The 22109-nt window shown below is 69.4% G+C and carries 23 protein-coding genes and 2 pseudogenes; 20 read left to right on the top strand and 5 right to left on the bottom strand.

Annotated features, from left to right (window positions below):
* Positions 1 to 3: 3 nt before the first annotated feature.
* From QUE79_RS01955 to QUE79_RS01930, 6 genes are all read left to right on the top strand, one after another.
* Entirely contained in the window at positions 4 to 972 is a 969-nt protein-coding gene (locus tag QUE79_RS01955) for a carbohydrate ABC transporter permease (protein WP_286344404.1), read from the top strand.
* Positions 969 to 1865: a carbohydrate ABC transporter permease gene (locus QUE79_RS01950; protein WP_286344403.1), complete on the top strand. Its 897-nt coding sequence runs from the start codon at positions 969 to 971 to the stop codon at positions 1863 to 1865. The genes QUE79_RS01955 and QUE79_RS01950 overlap by 4 nt, the downstream gene beginning before the upstream one ends.
* Positions 1866 to 2184: 319 nt before the next feature.
* On the top strand, positions 2185 to 2475 hold the full coding sequence (locus QUE79_RS01945) for a hypothetical protein (protein ID WP_286345182.1): 291 nt from the start codon (positions 2185 to 2187) through the stop codon (positions 2473 to 2475).
* Positions 2476 to 3490: 1015 nt separating this feature from the next.
* A complete protein-coding gene (locus QUE79_RS01940) occupies positions 3491 to 3862 on the top strand; it encodes a hypothetical protein (protein WP_286345181.1) in 372 nt (123 codons plus the stop codon).
* Between the two features lie 104 nt (positions 3863 to 3966).
* Entirely contained in the window at positions 3967 to 4632 is a 666-nt protein-coding gene (locus QUE79_RS01935) for a hypothetical protein (protein WP_286345180.1), read from the top strand.
* Positions 4629 to 5906 (top strand): alpha/beta hydrolase family protein, encoded by a 1278-nt coding sequence (locus tag QUE79_RS01930; RefSeq protein ID WP_286345179.1) that lies wholly within the window; start codon positions 4629 to 4631, stop codon positions 5904 to 5906. Before QUE79_RS01935 ends, QUE79_RS01930 begins: the two co-directional genes overlap by 4 nt.
* A gap of 130 nt (positions 5907 to 6036) precedes the next feature.
* On the opposite strand, the gene QUE79_RS01925 is transcribed toward QUE79_RS01930, so the two are convergent.
* Together QUE79_RS01925 and QUE79_RS01920 are read right to left on the bottom strand one after the other, a co-directional pair.
* A complete protein-coding gene (locus QUE79_RS01925; RefSeq protein WP_286345178.1) occupies positions 6037 to 6900 on the bottom strand; it encodes an LLM class F420-dependent oxidoreductase in 864 nt (287 codons plus the stop codon).
* A gap of 65 nt (positions 6901 to 6965) precedes the next feature.
* Positions 6966 to 7706, bottom strand: coding sequence for an endonuclease/exonuclease/phosphatase family protein (locus QUE79_RS01920; RefSeq protein ID WP_286345177.1), 741 nt, complete (start codon positions 7704 to 7706; stop codon positions 6966 to 6968).
* Positions 7707 to 7829: 123 nt separating this feature from the next.
* Between QUE79_RS01920 and QUE79_RS01915 the strand changes: the two genes are divergently transcribed.
* From QUE79_RS01915 to QUE79_RS01880, 8 genes are all read left to right on the top strand, one after another.
* Positions 7830 to 8336, top strand: coding sequence for a universal stress protein (locus tag QUE79_RS01915; protein WP_286345176.1), 507 nt, complete (start codon positions 7830 to 7832; stop codon positions 8334 to 8336).
* Entirely contained in the window at positions 8333 to 8791 is a 459-nt protein-coding gene (locus QUE79_RS01910) for a fluoride efflux transporter FluC (RefSeq protein ID WP_286345175.1), read from the top strand. The genes QUE79_RS01915 and QUE79_RS01910 overlap by 4 nt, the downstream gene beginning before the upstream one ends.
* A complete protein-coding gene (crcB, locus tag QUE79_RS01905; protein ID WP_286345174.1) occupies positions 8788 to 9168 on the top strand; it encodes a fluoride efflux transporter CrcB in 381 nt (126 codons plus the stop codon). The genes QUE79_RS01910 and crcB overlap by 4 nt, the downstream gene beginning before the upstream one ends.
* 31 nt (positions 9169 to 9199) lie before the next feature.
* Positions 9200 to 10780 (top strand): cation:proton antiporter, encoded by a 1581-nt coding sequence (locus tag QUE79_RS01900; protein ID WP_286345173.1) that lies wholly within the window; start codon positions 9200 to 9202, stop codon positions 10778 to 10780.
* Positions 10781 to 10881: 101 nt separating this feature from the next.
* Complete coding sequence (locus tag QUE79_RS01895; protein WP_286345172.1) at positions 10882 to 11082, top strand: helix-turn-helix domain-containing protein; 201 nt, start codon at positions 10882 to 10884, stop codon at positions 11080 to 11082.
* A gap of 16 nt (positions 11083 to 11098) precedes the next feature.
* The gene (locus QUE79_RS01890; RefSeq protein WP_286345171.1) at positions 11099 to 11386 is read left to right on the top strand and encodes a hypothetical protein; all 288 of its coding nucleotides are present in this window, start codon (positions 11099 to 11101) and stop codon (positions 11384 to 11386) included.
* Between the two features lie 8 nt (positions 11387 to 11394).
* A complete protein-coding gene (locus QUE79_RS01885; protein ID WP_286345170.1) occupies positions 11395 to 11562 on the top strand; it encodes a hypothetical protein in 168 nt (55 codons plus the stop codon).
* Between the two features lie 16 nt (positions 11563 to 11578).
* Positions 11579 to 12409 carry a potassium channel family protein gene (locus QUE79_RS01880; protein ID WP_286345169.1) on the top strand — a complete coding sequence of 277 codons (831 nt, stop codon included), beginning with the start codon at positions 11579 to 11581 and terminating at the stop codon, positions 12407 to 12409.
* Here the strand turns inward: QUE79_RS01880 and QUE79_RS01875 are convergent.
* Positions 12381 to 12851 (bottom strand): Lrp/AsnC family transcriptional regulator, encoded by a 471-nt coding sequence (locus tag QUE79_RS01875; RefSeq protein ID WP_286345168.1) that lies wholly within the window; start codon positions 12849 to 12851, stop codon positions 12381 to 12383. The two genes, QUE79_RS01880 and QUE79_RS01875, sit on opposite strands and share 29 nt — an antisense overlap.
* A 34-nt stretch (positions 12852 to 12885) precedes the next feature.
* On the opposite strand from QUE79_RS01875, the gene QUE79_RS25045 reads away from it, so the two are divergent.
* The 5 genes from QUE79_RS25045 to QUE79_RS01850 all read left to right on the top strand — a co-directional run bounded on the left by QUE79_RS25045 (position 12886) and on the right by QUE79_RS01850 (position 17836).
* A complete protein-coding gene (locus tag QUE79_RS25045) occupies positions 12886 to 13422 on the top strand; it encodes a DUF2000 domain-containing protein (protein WP_350271615.1) in 537 nt (178 codons plus the stop codon).
* 121 nt (positions 13423 to 13543) lie between these two features.
* On the top strand, positions 13544 to 15619 hold the full coding sequence (locus QUE79_RS01865; RefSeq protein ID WP_286345166.1) for a bifunctional copper resistance protein CopD/cytochrome c oxidase assembly protein: 2076 nt from the start codon (positions 13544 to 13546) through the stop codon (positions 15617 to 15619).
* Positions 15620 to 15626: 7 nt separating this feature from the next.
* A complete protein-coding gene (locus QUE79_RS01860) occupies positions 15627 to 16274 on the top strand; it encodes a hypothetical protein (RefSeq protein WP_286345165.1) in 648 nt (215 codons plus the stop codon).
* Between the two features lie 115 nt (positions 16275 to 16389).
* Complete coding sequence (locus QUE79_RS01855; RefSeq protein WP_286345164.1) at positions 16390 to 17097, top strand: YcnI family copper-binding membrane protein; 708 nt, start codon at positions 16390 to 16392, stop codon at positions 17095 to 17097.
* Positions 17098 to 17185: 88 nt separating this feature from the next.
* On the top strand, positions 17186 to 17836 hold the full coding sequence (locus QUE79_RS01850; RefSeq protein ID WP_286345163.1) for a copper resistance CopC family protein: 651 nt from the start codon (positions 17186 to 17188) through the stop codon (positions 17834 to 17836).
* A gap of 154 nt (positions 17837 to 17990) precedes the next feature.
* Here the strand turns inward: QUE79_RS01850 and QUE79_RS01845 are convergent.
* Both QUE79_RS01845 and xylA read right to left on the bottom strand, forming a co-directional pair.
* Positions 17991 to 19500 (bottom strand): annotated as a pseudogene (locus QUE79_RS01845) (xylulokinase).
* 104 nt (positions 19501 to 19604) lie between these two features.
* Entirely contained in the window at positions 19605 to 20798 is a 1194-nt protein-coding gene (xylA, locus tag QUE79_RS01840; RefSeq protein ID WP_286345162.1) for a xylose isomerase, read from the bottom strand.
* Between the two features lie 95 nt (positions 20799 to 20893).
* Here xylA and QUE79_RS01835 point away from each other — a divergent pair.
* Positions 20894 to 22107: pseudogene (locus QUE79_RS01835) on the top strand (Gfo/Idh/MocA family protein).
* Positions 22108 to 22109 lie beyond the last annotated feature (2 nt).

The following is a 22109-nucleotide window of genomic DNA, read 5'->3' as shown; positions in this document are numbered from 1 at the left end:
TCCATGTCGGTCTCTAGCGTCGCTGAGAATTTGAGGCGTGCCCGGCGTGGGGTCGGTGTTTCCGGCTCTGGGTCGGGCGCGCCTCGTCCGGTGCGTAAGTCGAAGCGGTTCACGCCGCGGACGTGGACGTTGTTGGCGTTCGCGTTGCCGTCGTTGGTCTTGTTGTTGTTGATCAATTTGTATCCGGTGATCTACGCGTTCATTCAGTCTCTGCATAACGGGACCTTGTTGGACTCGGGGCCGTTCGTGGGGTTGAAGAACTACACGGACATTTTGACTCAGGCGTCGTTCTGGAACGCGGCGTTGTTCACGTTGGTCTTCACGATCGTGGGTGTGTTCGGGTCGTGGATCGTGGGCCTGGCGTTGTCGTTGTTGTTGCGCACGCATATTCCGGCGAATGGTTTGTTCAAGGTGTTGTTGTTGTTGCCGTGGATCGTTCCGGTGGTGGTGTCGGCGACGTCGTGGAACTGGTTGGTCGCGACGCCGCAGTCGCCGTTGCCGATCCTGTTCGCGCATCTCGGTTTCGGGAACGTGTTGTTCCTCGCGGATCCGACGCTGGCGAAGATCGTCGTGTGCGTTTTCAAGGTGTGGATCTCGTTCCCGTTCATGATGATGATGATGTCGTCGGCGTTGGCGTCGGTGGATACCAATGTGTACGAGGCGGCGAAGGTCGATGGTGCCAGTAATTGGCAGGGTTTCCGGTTCATCACGATGCCGATGATCGCCCGGACCACGTTCGTGTCGTGGATCTTGATGACGATTTTCTGCGTGAATGATTTCCCGACGATCTTCTTGCTGACCGGTGGTGGTCCGGTGAACGCGACTCAGTCGTTGGTCGTGTTGGCGTATCTGACCGTGTTCCAGAACTTCCAGACCGGCCCTGGCATCGCGATCGCGTTCGTCATGACGCTCGTGTTGGTCATCATCTCGGTGGTTTTGTACCGCCAGATCCGAAAGGTGAACGTCGAATGAGCACGCTCAGTGTCCGACGCGCTCGCGTCAAAGACCAGGCCGCTGGTTCGGTCACGGCGACTCGTCGCCGTACTCAGACCGAGCAGCGCAAGCGCGGCGGGTGGTGGCGTTTCGCGCTGATCGTCGTCATCACGGCGTTGGTGTTGGTTCCGATCATCGCCGTCGTGGGGTTGTCGTTCCAGCCCTCGCTGGGGTCGACGGTGAAGGGGAACTTCACGCTGGAGAATTACTCGTCGATCTTCACGCAGACCGCGGTGGTGACCTGGTTGACGAACAGTCTCACGGTCACGGTGGTCACGGTCGTCATCGCGGTCGCTGTCGCCGCTCCGGCCGGGTATGTGTTGTCGCGGGCACGGAACAAGCTCGTGTCGGGGTATTCGCTGGTGTTGTTCGTGGTCCAGTCGTTGCCGGTCGTGTCCGCGGTGATTCCGTTGTTCATCCTGTTCGCGAAGTTCAATCTCGTCGACAACCTCGTCGGTGTCACGATCATCTATGTCGGTTCGACGATGTCGGTCGCGATCTGGATGATGGCGGCGTATTACGACTCGATCCCGATCGCTCTCGAGGAGGCGGCCTGGATGGATGGTGCTTCCTTGTTCGGGTCCTTCACCCGTATCGTGCTGCGCAACTCTCTCCCGGGTATTTTGTCGACGGCGATCTTCGCGTTCCTGCTCGCGTGGAATGATTACTTGATCGCTTTGGTGTTCTTGCGTTCCGACCCGAATTACACGCTGCCGGTCGGGCTCGAGACGTTCTTCCAGCAGAACGCGACGAACTGGGGTCTCGTCATGGCCGTCGCGGTCGTGATGATGCTGCCCCCGATCATCCTGTTCTCGTTCCTGAACCGGTACTTCTCGGTCGGCGGAATCGGCGGCTCGCTTGCCGGACGGTGAAAGCGTTGCGGACAGTGCCGTCGGTGAAATGCGGACCGGCGCCGTTATGGACTCAGTCGACTCCGACATCGTGACGAACCATTTCGACACACGAGCGGGTGGTCGAGCCACGCCGGCGAGGGCCTACTCGGTGGTCACGATCGGTCGCGTGCCAATGTTCGTTTCGAGTGTGGCCCTCGCCGTATACGTCTGCGCGGCAGCGACGCACGAGTCGGCCGTCTGAACGCCGGGCACAAGGTCCATCCTCACCTGAGTCGACGTTTCGTCGATACGAAGGTCCACGGTCCGCCCACACGCGACTGACACTGCATCGGACCAGATGATCGTGACGCTGTGGTCGCCTGGCCTGTACGGCTCGACGCTGAAGGGTGGTCCTCCCGCGGCAGTGGGTTTGACGTCGCGCAGAGTCTTCAAGGAGACCCGCGCGGACGCGCCTGCCGGCCGTGGGGATCGGGTCGGCACGATCTCGGTCGAGACGGTTGCGGTGCTCCTGGGTGGCCGTGGAGGTGTCGGGCCCGGCACGTTCGCGGTGCACGCCGAGCACACGACGACGCACGCAGCGACGAGGCAGGCATTCAGGAGCTTTTCCATGATCAGTAGTGAAGCCTGAAGTCCGTCACGTCGGCAACCTCGCGAGCCTCGGAGTCACGACTCCCGATCGTCGTCATGCTTCTCGCCCTCTCCGGTGCCGGCAAGGCGGTCATCAGTAACCTGACGAATCCGAACCAGGAGGCCCGCGTCCTTCCGGCACGGTGGCCGCCTCCGTCGCTGAGACCGGAACGACCGCACCCGTCATCGGACCGGCCGACGTCACCGTCGGCAACGGAGCCGACCTGGCACACTGGGTGAACCATGGCTAGCAGAGGAAAGCGGCGTCTACGCCGACCGAGCGCGCCCATCGAACGCCCGTGGTTCGTCATCATCGGTTCGGCCGTCTTCCTCCTCTGCATCGTCGTCCTGGCAGCCGGGGTCGACTGGCAGTGGGATGCGACCATCGGGGCTGGAGTGAAACGGGCCCCCTCTGGGTGTTGCTGGCGTCGATCCCCCTCTGGGTCGCGGGAGTGGTCGTCGGAATCAGGCAACTCGTGCTGAACCGTCGCTCCGCGGGGCAGCCGTGACCGACGGATACGGAACATCGCGTACCGTCGCCACACGGGAGGGGTCGCCATGACATCGCTCGGCTGGTCGCTGTTGGAGGTGCTGCTTCCGCTCGACATCTGGCTGCGAACCGATCTGCACGCTCTACCTCACACGTTGCTCTGGATCCTGTGTGTCGCGGCGATCGGCGCCCTGGCCCTCGCCATCGTGACGGTCGCTGCATCGACGTCGTCGAGCCGCGTGCCGTCCGCGGGCGTCCGCGGGCTCGAAGGCGGCCCACGCGGACGCGGGCGAGAACGGCGTGGAGCGCGTCGAAGTGCCCCGCCCGTGGGTGGGGCGGGTCCGCGCGCGCCGGCGCTCTCATCCCGTCTCTGACGACGCTCGAGGGATGGCGCCGGACCTTCTCGATGGATGACCCGGCTCCCGCTTCTCACCGAGAAGCGGCCATTGCGACGGCGGTCAGGACGGCTGACCCCTCACCACGTCCGTCGACCCCGTCTGGAATCGTCATGCCCTCGAACTTTCCGATGTCACAACGCGCACGCCGCGGATCCGTCCTCCCCAAGAATCAGCAGTCGAGAGCCGTGCGCGTCGCACGACTCGTCCTCAGGCGAACGAGTCGCGCGCTCGGCGCGGTGTCCGCCCGACTCACGCTGTTCAGCGGGTGGACGTGGATCGCCGCCGGCTCGTTGATCGGGTTCGAGATGCTCGAGATCGTCTTCAGCAGTTTCCTTCTCGTTCCCGAGCTCCTTCCCGTCGTCCTCCTCGTCCTCGCCGGAGTCTTCTTCTTCCGAGCCCGCATCGTGAGCATGCGGGCCAGGCTCACGATTCGTATCCGAGCCGCACGCGCGTCGCGTCACGTGGCAGCAGAAAGGCGACGAGACGGTCAGGCGAGCTGAGAGGTCGAGAGCATCGTGCCCAACGACACGTCGTCGTCCGGAGTCGGGCGAGGGGTTCGCCGCTGTCGCGATCGTGGCTCGGGCGCGAGGCCTAGCCTCGATGCATGACGACGACTGCTCCCTACGGCACCTGGACCTCCCCGATCTCGGCCGCCGCCCTGGCCGAGTCCGCCCACCCCGTGCAGGGTGGCATCTGGGTCGGCGACGACGTCTGGTGGCTCGAGCAGCGGCCGGCCGAGGGCGGGCGGCTGGCTGTGCGGAGGGCGGGCGACGACGGTGGCGACCGCGGGAGCAGCCGGGCAGAGCCGGTCGACGTGCTCCCGGCCCCGTGGAACGCGCGGACGCGGGTCCACGAGTACGGCGGCGGCTCCTGGGCCGTGACGGACGACGGCGACCTCGTGTTCGCCGAGTTCACAGATCAGCGTCTCTACGTCCTGCGCGGTGGCGAGACCGAACCCGAGCCACTGACCCCGCAGGCGGGTGGATTCCGGTTCGCCGAGCTGAGAGTGCGCGGCCACGAGGTCATCGCGGTGCGCGAGATCCACTCCGACGCAGGCCTCGACCGCGACATCGTCGCCGTTCCTCTCGACGGCTCGGCCCGGGATGATCCTGCGGCTCTTCGATCTGTCGTCGGCGGATCGCACTTCGTCGCGTTCCCGCGCTTCTCGCCCGACGGGTCGAAGCTGGCCTGGATCGCCTGGGAGCACCCGCAGATGCCGTGGGACGGGACCGAGCTGCGCGTCGGGGATGTGGGCCCGGACGGCTCGTGAACACCTGGACGGTGATCGCAGGATCCACGAGCGAGTCCGTCCTGCAGCCGACCTGGCTCGACGACGAGTCCCTCCTCATCAGCGCCGACCCGTCGGGCTGGTGGAACCTCGAGACGGTTCGCCTCGACGGTTCCCGCGTCCCGCTGCACACCGACCAGGCGGAGTACGGCGGCCCGCTCTGGATGCTGGGTGCCGGCTGGTTCACCCTGAGGGGCGACGGGACCGTGCTCGCCGTCCGGACTCTCGGCTCGGACCGGCTCGTCTCGATCGACCTGTCGACCGGCGACTCCCGGGACATCGACGTGCCGCTCTCCGCTCTTGCCATCGGCGGGATCAACGGCGATCGCCTGCTCCTCAGCGGAGGGAGTTCGACCCTGGCGTCCGGGCTGCGGATCCTCGACCTCGGCACCGGCGAGCTGACCGAGGTGCGGCTGGGCGTCGACGAGCTCCCGGCCGAGGGATACCTGCCTCTCGCCGAAGAGCACACGTTCACCGGCGTGCGGGACGTGCACGCCTTCGTCTTCCCACCGCGCAACGCCGACTTCGAGGCGCCCGAGGGGGAGCTGCCTCCGTACGTCGCCTTCGTGCACGGCGGGCCGACGGGACGGACGACCGGGATGCTCGACGTCACGAAGGCGTACTTCACCAGCCGCGGCATCGGCGTCGTCGACATCAACTACGGCGGGTCGAGCGGGTACGGGCGGGCCTACCGGGAGGCGCTCCGGGGGCAGTGGGGCGTCGTCGACGTCGAGGACACGGTCGCCGCGGTGCGCGGTCTCGCTTCGGCGGGGTTGGCGGACGGCTCGCGGCTGGCGATCCGCGGCGGTTCCGCCGGCGGCTGGACGGTGCTCGCGGCGCTGACCACGTCGGACGTCTTCGCCGCCGGAGCCTCGTACTTCGGTGTCGCGGAGTTGATCACCTTCGCGGAAGACACGCACGACTTCGAGTCGCGGTACCTCGACGGGCTGATCGGGCCGCTGCCGGAGGCGCTGGAGCTGTACACCTCGCGGGCTCCGCTCACGCACGCCGCCGAGCTCTCGACGCCGGTGCTGCTCCTGCAAGGGCTGGACGACCCGATCGTGCCGCCGTCCCAGGCCGAGATGTTCCGCGACGTGCTGGTCGAGCGCGGACTACGGCACGCCTACGTCGCGTACGAGGGGAGTCGCACGGCTTCCGCCGCGCCACCACGATCGTCCACTCGACCGAGTCGGAGCTGTCGTTCTACGGGCAGATCCTGGGCTTCGTGCCGCCGGGGGTGCCCGTGTTGCCGCTGAGCTAGCCGCCGGCGCTCGCTCCCGCTCGCGCGCTCGCGCGCTCGCGCAGGCGTCGGCGGGTGCGTGCGGCTGTGGGCGGGTGCGCGGGCACCCGCCGACACCCGCACCGACCCGCCCACCCGGCCGGAGCTCAGCCCAGGTCGGTCAGTCCGGACACGGTCGCGGCGGTCACCTGGGAAACCCACTGCGCAGGGTCGGGCGTCGGTGGCGAGACGACGACCATGCTGATGCCGAGCTTCGCGTACTCGGCCATCGCCGGCAGGAAGTCGGAGGCGAGTGGATCGCCGCCGTAGATCATCGTCTTCTCGATCTCGTCGTAGTCGCGTCCGACGGTGTCGCAGTGCCCGCGCAGGATGTCGAGCTTGCGCTGGATCTCGTCGACCGGCAGGCCGAACAGATTGCACGCGTCACCGTACTGGGCGACCAGGCGGAGCGTCTTCTTCTCGCCGCCTCCGCCGATCATGATCGGCGGATCCTTCTGGATCGGCGCCGGATGGTTGATCGTCTCGGCCAGCTGGTAGTGCTTGCCGTCGAACGGCCCCTCGTCGTCGCTCCACATCTGCTTCACGATCCGGAGAGCCTCCTCGAGTCGCTCGAAGCGCTCCGAGATCGGCGGGTAGTTCACGCCGAGGGCGAGGTGCTCCCGCTCGTACCAGGCCGCGCCGAGGCCGAGCATCGCGCGGCCGCCCGAGAGGACGTCGAGGGTGGTGACGATCTTGGCGAGGAGTCCGGGGTAGCGGTAGGTCACGCCGGTGACCAGGAGTCCGAGGCGCATCCTCTCGGTCAGAGCCGCGACGTAGCCGAGGGCGGTGTAACCCTCGAGCATGGGATCGGTGGCGGGCGCGCGCTGCTCCATCTGGAAGTAGTGGTCCATCAGCGTGAACTGGGCCACGCCACCGGCTTCGGCGGCCCTGGCGGTATCGCCGAGGTGCTTCGCGAGGGTGGTGTTGTCGCCGGACAGAGTGAAATTCGGGAAGTGGATTCCGAGCTGCATGGCCTCACCATATGCCTGGCGCGTGAACGGCGGGGGTGGTGCGTGGCCGGGCGGCCCGGCGGAGCTCAGGCCGTGGCGGTGGCCCGGACGACGATCGGGAGGTGGTCGGAGGCGCCCTGGGGCAGGACCCGCACGGGGCCGAGGTCGAAACCGGTGGTCGTCACGAGGTCGAAGCGGCCGCGGACGATCGCGTAGCCGCGGTAGGTGCCTGCCGCCGCACGCGCGAGGGTGTGGCCGGTCTTGGCCAGCGCGCGACGAAGGCGACCGGTGAAGATCGGGTAGTTGAAGTCGCCGATCATGAGCGCGGGCAGGCCGGCGCCGAGCGCCTCGAGGCCGGCGTGGGCCGACCGGATCTGCGCGCGGCGCACGGCGTTGCGCGCGGTCAGCGGTGCCGCGTGGAACGACGCGACGACGAACTGCAGCCCGGTCAGACGGTCGACCAGCCGCCCGGCGACCAGGCGCTCCGGCGTCGGGGAGAGAACGCGGTCGTGCATCGAGCGGCCGAGGCTGAACGACCGGGTCTCGTGCACGTCGAAGCGCTCCTGCCGCCCGTAGATCGCCAGGCCCAGACGATTGTTGCCGGTGGACGCGATCCTGCGGAGGCCGCCGATCACGTCGGGCATGGAGTCGGTGAAGACCTCTTGGAGGCAGAGCAGATCGGCGCCCGTCGACCGGGCGAGCGCGTCGAGCTCGTGGACGGCGTGGTTCTTCCAGAGGTTGTAGCTGACGACCGTGAACGGCGCCGTCGTCGATCCGGCCGACGCGTCTTCCGAAGAGGCGTGCGGAGCGGGTGCTGTGTGTGTCACGAGAGGGGTTCCTTCCGGTGCCGTGCCGAGGAGTGTTCGGAGCGGACGCGCGGCACGGTGGGCCGACATCGTCGGGCGCCAGGGGGCATGCTTGTCGAAGGCTTCCCAGAAAGGACGAAGACGGTGGGTCAGTCAGCAACCCTAGTGGTCGGCGTCACGTCCCATCAGCCGCGCACCGTCATCGAGCAGGCGCTGGTGTTCGCGCGTCGGTTCGATGCGTCGCTCGTCTGCGTGCAGGTGGATCCCTCCCGGTTCGTCGTCGACACGAAAGACGACGGGACGATAGTCGCCGCCCCGTTCGATCCCGACGGCGGCGACGTCGTCGACGAGGGCATCGACCCCGACATCGTCTCGTGGGCCGCACCGCTCGCGGACAGCGCCGGGATCGCGTGCAGCTTCGTGGCGACGGCCGGCGACCCCGCTCGCATGCTGGCGCAGGTGGCCGACGAGGTCGGTGCGATCCTGATCGTCGTCGGGACGCGGCGTCCGACCCTGGGCGCCACCGTCCGGCAGTTCTTCGCGGGATCGGTGTCGGCGGGCCTGACCCACCGCCAGCATCGGCCGGTCGTGGTCGTGCCGCTCGACCCGGTGTCGCCCGAGACGCCTCTGCCCTGGGACGCCACGCGGTGAGGCCGCCGCACCTGTCCGGCCGGCTCATCCTGCTCGTCGCCCTCGGTGGTGCCGTCGGCACCGGGATCCGCGAGGCCCTGGCCCTCGCGTGGCCGGCTCCTCCGACCGGATTCCCCCTCACCATCTTCCTGATCAACGTCGTCGGGGCGTTCACCCTGGGGCTCCTGCTCGAGTCGCTGTCGCGTCGCGGGGCAGACGGCGGGCGACGCAGGATCCTGCGGCTCGCCCTCGGCACGGGAGTCCTGGGCGGATTCACCACGTACAGCTCCTTCGCCACCGACGTCGCCTCGAGGCTGGGGCCGTCGACCGGGGTCGCCCTCGGGTACGCGGCCGCGTCGATCCTGCTCGGCTCGCTTGCCGCGTTCGCGGGCATCGCGCTGGCCGCGGCGCTCCACGGGCGTCGGTGGCGCGCGGCCGCTGCGGCTCCCGTCGCCGAAGAGGAGGGCGCAGGATGATCTCGCCCTGGCTGTTCCTTCTGATCTGCGTCGCCGGCGGGGTCGGCGCCTCGCTGCGCTTCGTGCTCGACGGCCTTGTCCGGTCGCGGGTCAGCGTCGCCTTCCCGCTCGCCACCGGGCTGATCAACGTCACCGGCTCGTTCGGCCTCGGGCTGCTGACCGGCCTCGGGTCGAACGCCGGACTCCCGCACGAGTGGGTGCTCGTGCTCGGCGGGGGCCTCATGGGCGGGTACACGACGTTCAGCACGGCGAGCGTCGAGACCGTGCGCCTGATCGAGCAGCGGCGGTGGGGCTCGGCCCTGCTCAACGGCATCGGCATGCTCGTCCTGTCGGTCGCGGCGGCGGCCCTCGGGCTGGCGGTGACCGGAGCCCTGTAGCGGAGGCCCGGGCTGTGGCATCCTCATGCCTATGGATCCCGTGACAGCCATCGCCTGGATCGTCGCCTTCGTCGTCGTGACGGTGGCGGTCACCGGGCTGACCGGCCGCATCGGCTGGTCCGCTCCCGTCGCGCTCGTGCTGGTCGGCGCGGTCGCCTCCTTCGTGCCCGGGGTTCCCCGCATCACCCTCGAGCCCGACCTCATCCTCTACGGCCTCCTGCCGCCGCTGCTGTTCGCCGCGGCCATCCGCACCTCGCTGATCGACGTGCGAGCGCGCAACGACAGCATCCTGCTCATGTCGGTCGCCCTGGTGGCGTTCACGGTGTTCGTGGTCGGGTTCGCGGCCGCCTGGATCATTCCCGGCGTGACCATCGCGGCGGGGCTCGCGTTCGGAGCGGTGGTCGCACCCACCGACGCGGTGGCGGTCACGGCGGTGACCGGCCGGGTGCCTCTCCCGCGTCGAGTCGTCACGATCCTGGAGGGCGAGAGCCTTCTCAACGACGCGACCGCCCTGGTCGCCCTGAACGCCGCGATCGCCGCGATCATGTCGTTCGTCACGCCGATCGAGGTGGCGGGTGACTTCGCGCTCGCCGTGCTCGTCGGAGCCGCCGTCGGTCTCGCGGTCGCGTTCGTGCTCACCGAGATCCGCCGACGCCTCCACTCGGCCGTGCTCGACACGAGCCTGTCGCTGGTGACGCCGTTCATCGCGTTCCTGCCCGCCCAGATCCTGCACGGGTCGGGGGCGCTCGCCGTGGTGATCGCGGGGCTCTACCTCGGCTACCGGTCGCCGGTGATCCTGTCGGCCGAGGCGCGGGTCGCCGAGCGGCTCAACTGGAAGACGGTGCAATTTCTTCTCGAGAACGCCGTGTTCCTCTTCATCGGGCTGAACCTCGCGGGTGTGCTGGAGGGGGTCGTCAAGACCGGTCCGGGTCTCTGGCCGACGATCGGCATCAGTGTCGCGATGCTCGCCGTCGTCATCGCGTCGCGCTTCGCCTGGGTGTTCCTCACGATGTTGCTGTACCGGATCGGACCGGCTCGGGTGCGCGAGCGAGCGTGGAGTTCCGCCGCCAGCACGGTCGTCGCCTCGGCCGGCATTCGCGGCGTCGTCACGCTCGCCGCCGTGTTCCTGCTGCCCGACCGCACCCCGGAGCGCGAGCTGCTGCAGTTCCTCGCGTTCGTGGTGGTGCTCGGCACCCTGCTCCAGGCGCTGCCGCTTCCTCGGCTCATCCGACGCGTCCACCTGCCCGCCCCGAACCTCGCGCAGGAGTGGACCGAACGTCAGATGCTCACCGTCGAGGCGAAGACCGCGGGGGTCACCCGCCTCGACGAGATCGTCACGGACGACGACGAAGAGCGGATCGTGAACCAGCTGCGCAGCTCGTCGAGTTGGCTGGCCGAGGCTCTCGAGCACCCGGCTCCGCCCGACCACGAGCCGGCGTCCAGCGCGTTCAACCGCCTGCGCAACGGCATGATCGAGGCCGAGCGCGAGGCGGTGCTGCTGGCCAGGCACGAGGGGCGCTACCAGGAGGCCGCCGTGCAGGCCGTGCTCGCGGCCATCGACGCGGAGGAGACGGCCCTGCGCGCCCGGCACCCGAAGGCGATCGGCGAATAGGCCAGCCGTGAAGCCCTGGCCTGCCCGCCGGCCCGATCGCGTTCGCGTGCTTTCTGTCAATCCAGGTTGACAGCACCCTCGTGTCAGTCTAGATTGACACCATGACCGACGACCTCACCACGCAGCTCCGCACGAGCGATCCCGCCACCGGGCTCCGCGCCGTGGGGGCCCTGCACCGCCTCGCCGAACAGGTCGAGGCCACTCACGTCGCCGCGGCTCGCGCCGCCGGCTGGTCGTGGGAGCAGATCGGCGACGCGCTCGGCGTCTCACGCCAGTCGGTGCACGCCAAGTACGGCAAATAGCAGAGGGAGAAAAGACATGTTCGAGAGATTCGCCGCCGACGCGCGCGCCACCGTGGTGCACGCCGTCGAAGAGTCCCGGCTGCGCGGCGACCGCCGCGTCGGAACGACCCACCTGCTCCTCGGAGCCCTCCACGATCCCGTCGTCAGCACGACGCTCGGGGTCGACCTCGCCTCGGCGCGAGCGGCCGAGGCCGAGCTCGACCGCGCCTCCTCCGGGCGGTCGGCCTCGACGTCGACCTGCTCGGCTGGGTGCCGATCCCGAAGCTCAAGCGCACGCCGTTCAGTTCGGGCTCCCGGGAGGTGATGGGCGCGATGCTCCGGCACGCGACCGCCGAGTCGTCCCGTGCCATCGCGCCGCGGCACATCGCCCTGGCGCTTCTCGACCGCGTCGCCCCCGATCCTGCGGCCGTTCTCCTCGACGCTCTGAAGGTCGACCGGGTCTCTGCCCGCCTGGCATTCAGCCAAGGGATAGCTGCGTGAGTCCTACTATCTCTCCATGACCCATGCCCGCTGGCGAAAGATCTCGGACTGGCCGCTCATGGCCGTGTCGTTCATCTTCCTCGCCGCGTATTCGGCCGAGGTCATCGGCAACCTGAGCGCTCGGGGCTCACGCGGGTTCGAATACATCATCTGGGGCACCTGGGTCGTCTTCGCCGTCGACTATCTGGTCAATTTCCTCCTGGTGCCGAACCGGTGGCGCTGGTTCGTCCGGCACATCCCCGAGCTGCTGATCGTGGCGCTGCCGATCCTGCGTCCGCTTCGGCTCCTGCGCCTGCTGACCCTGCTGGCGGTCCTGCAGCGCACCGCGGGGCGCACCTTCCGCGGCAGGGTGGTCACCTACGTGGTCGGATCGGCGTTCCTGCTCGTCTACGTCGCGGCCCTCGCCGTGCTCGACGTCGAGCGCCCGGCCCACGGCGCCACGATCACCACGTTCCCGGTCGCCCTCTGGTGGGCGTTCGTCACGATCACGACGGTCGGCTACGGCGACTACACCCCCGTGACGATCGAGGGCAGGATGATCGCGGTCGCCCTGATGCTCGGCGGGATCGCCCTCCTCGGTGTGGTCACCGCGACCATCGCCTCGTGGATCGTCGAGCGAGTCGCCCTCACGGAGGAGTCCGCGCAGGCGGCGACCCGGGGCGACGTGTTCGCTCTGTCGAAGCAGATCACCGAGCTCAAGGCGCAGCTCGCCGCCCATTCGGCCGCCCTGGAGGACCGGACTCCGCCGGCCGCCTCGGGCGGGCAGCCACCGCCGCTCCCCTCGGCCCTCGACGCCCGGGCGGCGCCGCCCGCCGGCCTCAGTCGCTCGGACCAGCCGGCTCGATGACTCGCGGCCGCACGTGCTCGTACACGACGCTCGTGCGGACGTCGGCCACCTCGGGCCGCTCGGTCAGTCGGTCGATGACGAAGGCGTAGAGCGCGTCGTTGTCGCTGACCGCGACGTGCACGAGGAAGTCCTCGGTCCCGGTTACGACGAACACCCCGATCGTCTCGTCGAGCTCGGCCGCCCAGGTGCGGAAGGCGTCGATGTTCTCGCGCGAGGGCGGCCGGATCCGCACGGCGACGAGCGCCTGCACCGCGCGACCGATCGAGGGCAGATCGACGTCGAGTCGCGCGCCGCGGATCACCCCGCGGCGTCGCAGGGCCCGGATGCGGTCGAGCGCGGTGGTCGGTGAGATGCCGACGGCGGCTGCGAGGTCGCGGTTGGTCCGCCGTGCGTCGCGCTGCAATTCACGCAGGAGCGCCGTATCAATGTCGTCGAGGTGCACGTGATCATCCCGTCTTCCGAATTAAGTACGGGAGGTGTCTCTACCACCCGTGCGAGCTGCGTACAGTCTTCCCGTCAGACGGACGAAAGGACAGCAGGATGCGAGAGATCACCACCCCCTTCGGCTTCGCCCCCGAGGAGGTCACCCCCGGCGAATCCACGCGGGCAGCGCCCGTGAAGTGGGTGGTCGTCGTCGACGCCGGGCTGCCGGTCGGCCGCCAGGTGAACGCGGCCGTGTGCGTTGCCGCGGCGACGGCGCCTCGCGTCGACGGGCTTCTGGGGAGAGCGGGCAGGATGCCGCCGGCGAGTCGCACGCCGGGCTCCCGTGGGCCGGATGCACGGTGCTCTCCGCAGAGCAGGCGCAGCTCGCGTCGATCGCGCAGCGCGCGGCCACCTCGACCGAGGTCCTGCTGATCGACATGCCTCTCGCCGCCCAGACGTCGCGCGTCTACGACGAGTACCTCGGGGTGCTCGCCGGTCAGAGCCCGGACGAGGTGGCGCCGCTGGCACTCAGCCTGGTGGGCCCGCGGCGCGAGGTGGACCGGCTGGTCAAGAAGCTCCCGCTGCTCTGAGGTCGTCCGTCTGCCGGGCGCCGGTCTCTCGGGGCTGTGGACAACTTCTTCGGTGGACAGGGGAGTTCCGTATCATTGCGGGGTAGCCGCAGACCCGGCCGTTCTCTCTCCAAGGACCCTCTTGACCGATCAGATCGAAGACCTCCACTTCGAGACCAAGCAGATGAAGCTGCCGTCGCCGCGGCCGTCGCGGCCGGAAGGCTCATCCGGTGGTCCTTCGGTCGCGGTCATCGTCCTGATGGCGTGCATCCCGGTCGGTGTCGTCCTGGCGCTCCTGGCGATGTTCTTCACGGGCGCCTTCGCTCAGCTGCTCTCCGATCCCGGCCTCGTCGTCACGCGAGGCTTCCCGATGGTCAGCGCGGTGTTCGACGGCTCCGCCGCGGTCACGATCGGCCTCCTCGTGCTCTCGGCGGTGGTGCTCCCCGGCCAGAAGAAAGACCCGCGCTCGGCCAGCTTCAGCCAGTGGTACGCGACCAAGTGGGCCGTCTGGTCCGGTCTCGTGTGGCTCGTCTCGGCCGTCGCGTCCCTCATGTTCCAGGCCGCCACGTCGCTCAGCGTCGGTTTCACGACGACCACGTTCCGCAGCCAGTTCTTCTTCGTCGCGTTCCAGCTCGAGATCGGGCAGACCTGGCTGGTGACCATCGGCTGCATCGCCGTGGCGCTCGTGATCCTGCTCTCCACCAAGAACGTCTCCTGGCTGGCCACGGCCGCCGTCTTCGCCCTCTTCGCGCTGCTGCCGCTCTCGCTCTCCGGGCACTCCGCGGGCACCGACGAGCACGTCAACGCGGTCAACAGCCTGGCCATGCACCTCGTCGGCGTGACGGTCTGGATGGGCGGGCTGATCGCCGTGATCCTGCTCCGCAAGAAAGCGGGCAAGCACCTCGCGACCGTGGTCTCGCGCTACTCGACCCTGGCGATCTGGGCCTTCGCCTTCGTCGCGTTCTCCGGCGTGATCAACGCGAGCCTCCGCCTCACAGGGCCGGCCGACCTGTTCACGACAAACTACGGCCTGCTCATCACGGTCAAGTCGCTCATCCTGATCGGCCTGGGCGTCGCCGGCTACCTCCAGCGTCGCAGCATCATCCCGCGGCTCGTCCGCGAACCCACCCGATCCCGCGCCTTCGTCCGGCTCGCGGTGTCCGAGGTCGTCTTCATGTCGATCGCGATGGGGCTGTCGGTGGCGCTCTCGAAGAGTGCGCCGCCGGTGCCGCAGACGGCCGACGCCGACACGCGCTCCGGCCTGATCGGCTTCCCGTACCCGAAGCCGGTCACGCTCGAGCGCTTCCTGTTCGGCTTCCACCCCGACTACATGTTCATCGCGATCGCGCTGATCATGGCGGGGCTCTACATCGTGGGCGTCGTGAAGCTCCGGCGACGTGGTGACACCTGGTCGTGGGGCCGCACGGTGCCGTGGCTGTTCGGCTGCTTCGGCCTGTTCTTCGCGACCAGCGGCGGTCCGAGCGTCTACGGGGCCGTCAACTTCTCGACGCACATGATCCAGCACATGGTGCTGATGATGTACGTGCCCCCGCTGCTGGTGCTGGGCGCACCGATCCTGCTCGCGCTGCGCACCCTGCCGAAGCGCCGCGACAACAGCCGCGGGCCGCGCGAGTGGCTCCTGATCCTCACCCACTCGCGCTACGCGACGTTCATCACGAACCCGGTCGTCGCGGCCGTCATCTTCGCCGGCAGCCTGGTCGCCTTCTACTGGACGGGTTGGTTCCAGGCGTCCCTCCAGACGCACCCCGGCCACCTCATCATGGAGATCCACTTCCTCCTCGCCGGCTACGTGTTCTTCTTCGTCCTCATCGGCGTCGACCCCGGGCCCAAGCGTCCGCCGTATCCGCTGCGGCTCATCCTGCTCATGGCGACCCTCGCGTTCCACGCCTTCTTCGGCCTGGCACTGATGTCGGGCACCGACATCCTCGCCGTCGACTGGTGGCACGCGCTCGGCAAGACGAACTACCAGGAGCTGCTCAACGACCAGCACACGGGCGGCGCCATCGCCTGGGGCGCGGGCGAGTTCCCCACCGTGCTGATCGCTCTCATGGTGGTGCGACAGTGGGTTCGCACCGACGAGCGCATCGCCAAGCGCTACGACCGCAAGGCCGACAACGACGAAGACGCCGAGCTTCGCGCCTACAACGAACACCTCCAGCAGATGGCGACGCCGAGGCGTCGCGAGCCGCTCGAGTAGGGGCGTCGTGGCCGTGCCGGTTCGCTCGAGAGGGGTCCGCGTCGTCCGCGGGCTCCTGGTGGCGTGCCTGTCGGTCCTGGTCGCAGCGTTCTCGCACGTCGCGGGCGGCGGGGTCGCGCCCGGGGCCCTCGGGACGACCCTGGCTCTCACGTTCGCGATCCTGGCCTGTATCGCCCTCAGCTCGCGGGCTCTGTCGCCCGTTCGCCTCTCGATCTCGGTCGCCCTGAGTCAGTTCGTCTTCCACGTGCTCTTCAGCCTCGGGGCGGATCTCCCGGCCGGTGCCGCCGATCACGGGTCGGTCGGAATGCTCGGCATGGTGATGTCGGGTGGGCACACGCAGGTCCTTCCCGACTTCGGCACGCCGAGCGGCATCTCGGCCCCCGCGGTGAGCGATGCGCGCATGTGGCTCGGTCACGCCTGCGCGGCGCTCGTGACCGTCGCTCTCCTCCTGCACGGCGAGCGGGCGGCCCTCACCCTCGTGCGCCTCGGCGGGGCGCGCCTGGCCCGGTTGGTCGTCGTCGTCGAAGCCCTCCCCGCCTCGCTCGGCGTCGCACGCCACGGAGTCATCACGGCCGTGGGCGATCTCCGCGGCCTCCGGCCGCTCGAAGTCCTGCTCGTGTCTCGGCCTCACCGCGGCCCGCCTCTCGGCGTCTGACCCCGCATCACCACATCAGACCTGGTCGCAGCGTCTGCGCCGTCGACGTGTCCCGTCCCTGGGGCGCGCCGCTTCTGCGCGCCGACCTGCGCCCGCAACAGAGAGACGAATCCCCATGGCTCAGAAAGCCACCCTGACGAAGACCGTCGCGCGCGTCGCGATCGTTCTTCCCCTCGCGGGCGCCCTGGCGCTCGCAGCGCCGCTCGCGGCGTCCGCCCACGTGCACGTTGTGCCGGAGCAGGCGCCCGCCGGCGACTACGCCACGCTGCAGTTCAAGGTTCCGACCGAGTCGGCCACCGCGTCGACCGTCAAGCTGGAGGTCGACTTCCCGACCGCGCAGCCGTTCACCTCGGTGTCGTACCAGCCTCTCGCGGGCTGGAAGGTCGACGTGGTCCAGGGCACCCTGCCCAAGCCGGTCGCGACCGCCGACGGAACCATCTCGAAGGCGGTCACGAAGGTGATCTGGACCGCTGACGCCGGTCAGGGCATCGCCCCGGGAGCCTTCCAGTTCTTCACCGTGTCGGCGGGCGCCGTGCCCGACACCGGCAAGGTGGAGCTGCCGGCGACGCAGACCTACAGCGACGGCAGCGTCGTGAAGTGGAACGAGGCGACGCCCGCCTCCGGTGATGAGCCGGAGCATCCTGCGCCCACGCTCTACATCAACGACGCACCCCGGCCGACGCCGATCAGGGCATCGTCGCGTCGTCGGCTTCCGCCGCACCGGCCCCCGCGGCCGACGGCTCCGGGACCACGGCATCGACCTCGTCGTCGGTGGCGCTGGGGCTGGGGATCGGCGGTCTCGGCCTCGGTGTCATCGCCCTGATCGTCGCGTTCGCGGCGTACGCGCGCGGTGGCTCGACGCGTCGAGGCACTCGCACGGCGGCGCCGGCCGAGAGCGCGGGGAGTAGCGCATGGCGGTGTCGACCCGTCGTCGCCTGGGCCGCGCCCTGTCGGGTGCGATCGCGGGTACCTCGCTGGTGCTCGCCGCCGCCGTGCTCGCTCTCGCCCCGGCGACCGGAGCCAGCGCGCACGACTACCTCGTCGCGTCGACGCCGAAGGCCGACTCGACGCAGACCACGGCGCTGCCGAAGGTCGTGCTCACGTTCGACGACCGCGTCCTCGACCTGTCGGGCGACGGGTCGTCGAACGTCGTCGAGGTCACCGGCCCCGGCGGCAAGCACTTCGAGTCGGGGTGTCCGGTCATCCGCGACACCGACGTGACCGTTCCGGTGAAGCTCGGCGATTCGGGCAGGTACACGGTGACCTGGCAGATCGTCTCGGCCGACGGGCACACCGTGTCGAGTTCGATCGGGTTCCGTTACGACCGGCCGGCGTCCGCGCAGGCCGCGGCAGGCCGTGATTCACGTCCCACCTGCGGCGACCAGAACTCCGGCAGCGGCGGTTCCACGTCGGCAGCGGGCCCCGGCTCGTCGGACTCGGCGTCGTTCTCGTCTGGCGGGCTCGGCATCGCCATCGGCGTCGGCGGCGGGATCATCGTGGTGGCTCTCGTCGCCGTGGTGATCGTGCTGGTGCGCAACCGGCCGGCGCCTCCCGAGGCGTAGGCGGCTCCGCACCCCGGTTCGGCCGCCGGCACTCCCGAAGGGGGTCCGGCGGCCGTTCCGGGCTGCGGTCGCACCACGGGCCGCCACCGGCCGCGCCGTGAGCGAGCCCGGCCGCGCCGTGAGCGAGCCCGTGTCGCGGGCGCGGCATCCCCGCCTACGGCCGGGCGAGCGAACCGAGTCCCTGCGCCGCGCGATAGCGCGCCCGCACCGCGGGTCGCGGGTCGGGCGTCAGCGTCGCCTCGATCGAGACCGGCCACTCCGGGCGTTCGCCCGAGAGCACCCAGGCCGCTTGGCGTGCCGCACCGTCGGCGACGTATTCGCCCGGCGTCGGCACGGCCACCGGGACGTCGAACACCTGACCCGCGACGGTCTGCACGGCCGGATTGAGCGCCGCACCACCCGTCAGCAGCACGCGCACGGCGGTCACGCCGAGCGACCGGACGGCGTCCATGCCCTCGGCGAGGAGCAGATGAGCCCCTCGACTCCGGCGCGGGCGAGGTTCTCACGAGTCGTCGACCCGAGGGTCAGCCCGCTGAGAGTGGCCGTGGCCTCGGGCAGGTTCGGCGTGCGCTCGCCCTCGAAGTAGGGCACGAGAGCGAGGCCGGCGGCCCCCGGGTCGGCCGCCAGAGCCAACCGGGCGAACTCGTCGTGGTCGACACCGAGCAGTGTTTCGACGCTGGAGAGGATCCGCGCGGCGTTCAACGTCGCGATGAGCGGCAGGAAGGCGCCCGTGGCGTCGGCGAATCCGGCGACCACGCCGGACGGGTCGGTGGTCGCCGACTCGGTCACGGCGAACGCCGTGCCGCTCGTGCCGATCGAGATGACCACGTCGCCCTCGCGGGCGTCGAGACCGAGCGCCGCGCCGGCGTTGTCGCCCATGCCGGGCCCGACGACGAGACCCGAAGGGATGCCCGCCTGGGCGACCGTGCGGCCCGCGGGCTCGGCCGGGCCGAGGACCCGGGGCAGGATCACGACGTTCTCGGCCTCGTCTGCCGGGCTCCGCGATCCTGCGCCCCGGGTTTCTCCGCCCGCACGGGCTTCCCGCCCCGGGCGCCCGAACGCCGCCTCGAACAGGCCGAGGTCGTACTCGCCGGTCGAAGGCGTCCAGTACGAGGTGCCGCTGGCGTCGGACCGGTCGGTGACGAGAGCGTCGAGGTCGGCGCCGAGCGGCGACTCGTCGGCGGGGCCGAAGCCCAGCAAGCGCCAGGTCAGCCAGTCGTGCGGCAGCGCGACGGCGGCGACGCGAGCCGCATTCGACGGCTCGGCGTCGCGCAACCAGCGCACCTTCGTGGCGGTGAACGACGCCACCGGGAGAGAGCCGGTGCGTCGAGCGATCTCGTCGGCGCCGAACTCCTCGAGGAGGGCCGTGGCGGCAGCCGCGCTCCGGGTGTCGTTCCAGAGGAGCGCGTCGCGGACGATCTCGCCGGACGACGAGACCGTCACCATGCCGTGCTGCTGTCCCGCGACGGAGATGGCCGCGACCCCCTCCAGCCCGCCGGCAGCGTCGACGGCCTCGAGCAGAGCCGTCCACCAGGCGTTGGGGTCGACCGCCGTTCCGGAGGGTGAGGAGCGGAGCCCGACCGGACGAGCTGACCGGTGGACGCGTCGCGCACGACCACCTTGCAGCTCTGGGTGGACGAATCGATGCCGGCGACCAACGTCACGGGGTTCCTTTCGACGTGCACGACCGAACCCTCGCTGTCGGCCACGACCTGGTCCGCGGACCAGAGCCAGGCGTCGGCAGCGAGGGTTCGGCGGCGAGGGGAGGCTAGGAGCGAGCGCCGATCAGGTGCTCGACGGCCAGCTGCTGCAGGTGCACGAAGCCGAACGACTTGCCGCCGAAGTAGGGCGCCGGGTCGAAGTCTTCGTACGCGGAGCGGTCGGCCAGCAGGTCGTCGTAGCTTTCGCCCTCGTTCAGTGTGGGCACCGACAGTTCGGCGACCTTCGACGCCTGGAGCGCCTCCTGCACCTCCGGGTCGGCGCGGAAGGCCGCTGCGCGCTCCTTGAGCAGCAGGTACATGCGCATGTTGGCCGCGGCCGACGACCAGACGCCGTCGATTCCGTCCGTGCGCGACGGCTTGTAGTCGAAGTGGCGGGGGCCGTCGTAGGCCGGTCCTCCCTGCGGGCCGCCGTTCTCGAGGAGGTCGACGAGCGCGAACGCGTTCTGCAGGTCGCCGTGGCCGAAGACGAGGTCTTGGTCGTATTTGATGCCCCGCTGCCCGTTGAGATCGATGTGGTAGAGCTTGCCGTGGTACAGCGCCTGAGCGATGCCGGCGGCGAAGTTCAGACCGGCCATCTGCTCGTGGCCGACCTCGGGGTTCACGCCGACGAGCTCGGGGCGCTCGAGCGAGTTGATGAACGCGAGAGCGTGACCGAGGGTCGGCAGGAGGATGTCGCCGCGCGGTTCGTTCGGCTTGGGCTCGATCGCGAAGCGGATGTCGTAGCCCTTGTCGGTGACGTAGTCGCCGAGCAGGTTGACGGCCTCGCGGTAGCGGTGCAGCGCCTGCTGGATGTCTTTGGCGGAGTCGTACTCGGCGCCTTCGCGGCCACCCCACATGACGAAGGTCTTGGCGCCGAGCTCGGCGGCGAGGTCGAGGTTGCGGAGTACCTTGCGCAGGGCGAAGCGGCGCACGTCGCGGTCGTTCGAGGTGAAGCCGCCGTCTTTGAAGACCGGCGCCGAGAACAGGTTCGTGGTGATCATCGGCACGATGACGCCGGTGTCGGCGAGCGCGCCCTTGAGGCGATCGATCTGGTTCTGGCGCTCGGCGTCGGTCGATCCGAACGCGAAGAGGTCGTCGTCGTGGAAGGTCAGCCCGTAAGCGCCGAGTTCGGCGAGCTTGTGCACGCCCTCGACGACGTCGAGCTGGGGTCTGGTCGGACCACCGAAGGGGTCGTTACCGTTGTAGCCGATGGTCCAGAGTCCGAACGAGAACTTGTCGGCGGGTGTGGGCGTCGTTGCCATGGTCATCCTCAGCATCTATGGTGATTTGTTGTTGCGAAAAACATATTGTCTCCCCTGCCAGAGCGCAAGGGCAGCATCCCGACGAAGGAGTCGTTATGTCCGATCCCCACCCTCCTCTCCTGCGCGTCGCCCTGGTCGGACACGGCTTCATGGGGGCGGCCCACTCGCAGGCGTTCCGCGTGGCTCCGCGATTCTTCGACCTGCCGCTGACGCCGGTCATGTCGACCCTCGTCGGGCGCAACGCCGCAGCGACCACGACGGCTGCCGAGAAGTGGGGCTGGGAGTCCACGGCCAACGACTGGCACGACGTGGTGGATGATCCTGCGATCGACCTCGTCGACATCTCGTCGCCCGGCTCGACCCACGTCGAGATCGCCGTCGCGGCGCTCGCCGCCGGCAAGCACGTGCTCTGCGAGAAGCCGCTCGCCAACACCGTCGCCGAGGCCGAGATCATGGCCGACGCTGCCGCTGCCGCAGCGAAGAAGGGCGTCTTCGCGATGGTGGGCTTCACCTACCGCCGCGTGCCGGCGATCACCTTCGCGCAGCGTCTCGTGGCTCGCGGCGCCCTGGGCGAGATCCGGCAGGTGCGTGCCCAATACCTCCAAGACTGGCTGGTCGACGAAGACGGCCCGATGACCTGGCGCCTCGACAAGGCGAAGGCAGGATCGGGGGCGCTCGGCGACATCGGCGCCCACGCCATCGACGCCGTCCAGTTCATCACCGGCCAGACGCTCGACTCCGTCTCCGGCCTGCTGCACACCTTCGTCACCGAGCGCCCGCTGCTGGACGAGAGCGCGTCGCAGACGGGCCTCGGCGGCGTGGCGTCGAGCGAGCGCGGCCGCGTCACCGTCGACGACGTCGCGCTGTTCACGGCCAAGCTCTCCGGTGGGGCGATCGGATCGTTCGAGGCCACCCGCTTCGCGACGGGCCGGAAGAACGCCTTCAGGATCGAGATCTCAGGCTCCGAGGGCGCCCTCGCCTTCGATCTCGAACGGGAGAACGAGCTCGAGTACTACGACGGCACGGCACCGGCCGACCTGCTCGGCTTCAAGCGGATCCTGGTCACCGAACCGGAGCATCCGTACTACGCCAACTGGTGGCCGACCGGCCACACCATCGGCTACGAGCACGGGTTCTCGCACCAGCTCGTCGACCTCGTGGGCGCGCTGGCCGCGGGGAGCAGCCGACGCCGTCGTTCGCCGACGGCCTCCAGGTGCAGCGGGTGCTCGACGCCGTCGAGCGCAGCGCCGGAGACGGCAGCGCCTGGACCATCACGACCGCCGCAGCGACCGAAGGAGGAAACGCATGAGC

The organism is Frondihabitans sucicola, assembly GCF_030296615.1.
Classification (GTDB): Bacteria; Actinomycetota; Actinomycetes; order Actinomycetales; family Microbacteriaceae; genus Frondihabitans; species Frondihabitans sucicola.
Note: the sequence above shows the minus strand (reverse complement) of the source record. Positions and strands in the feature narration are given on the sequence as shown.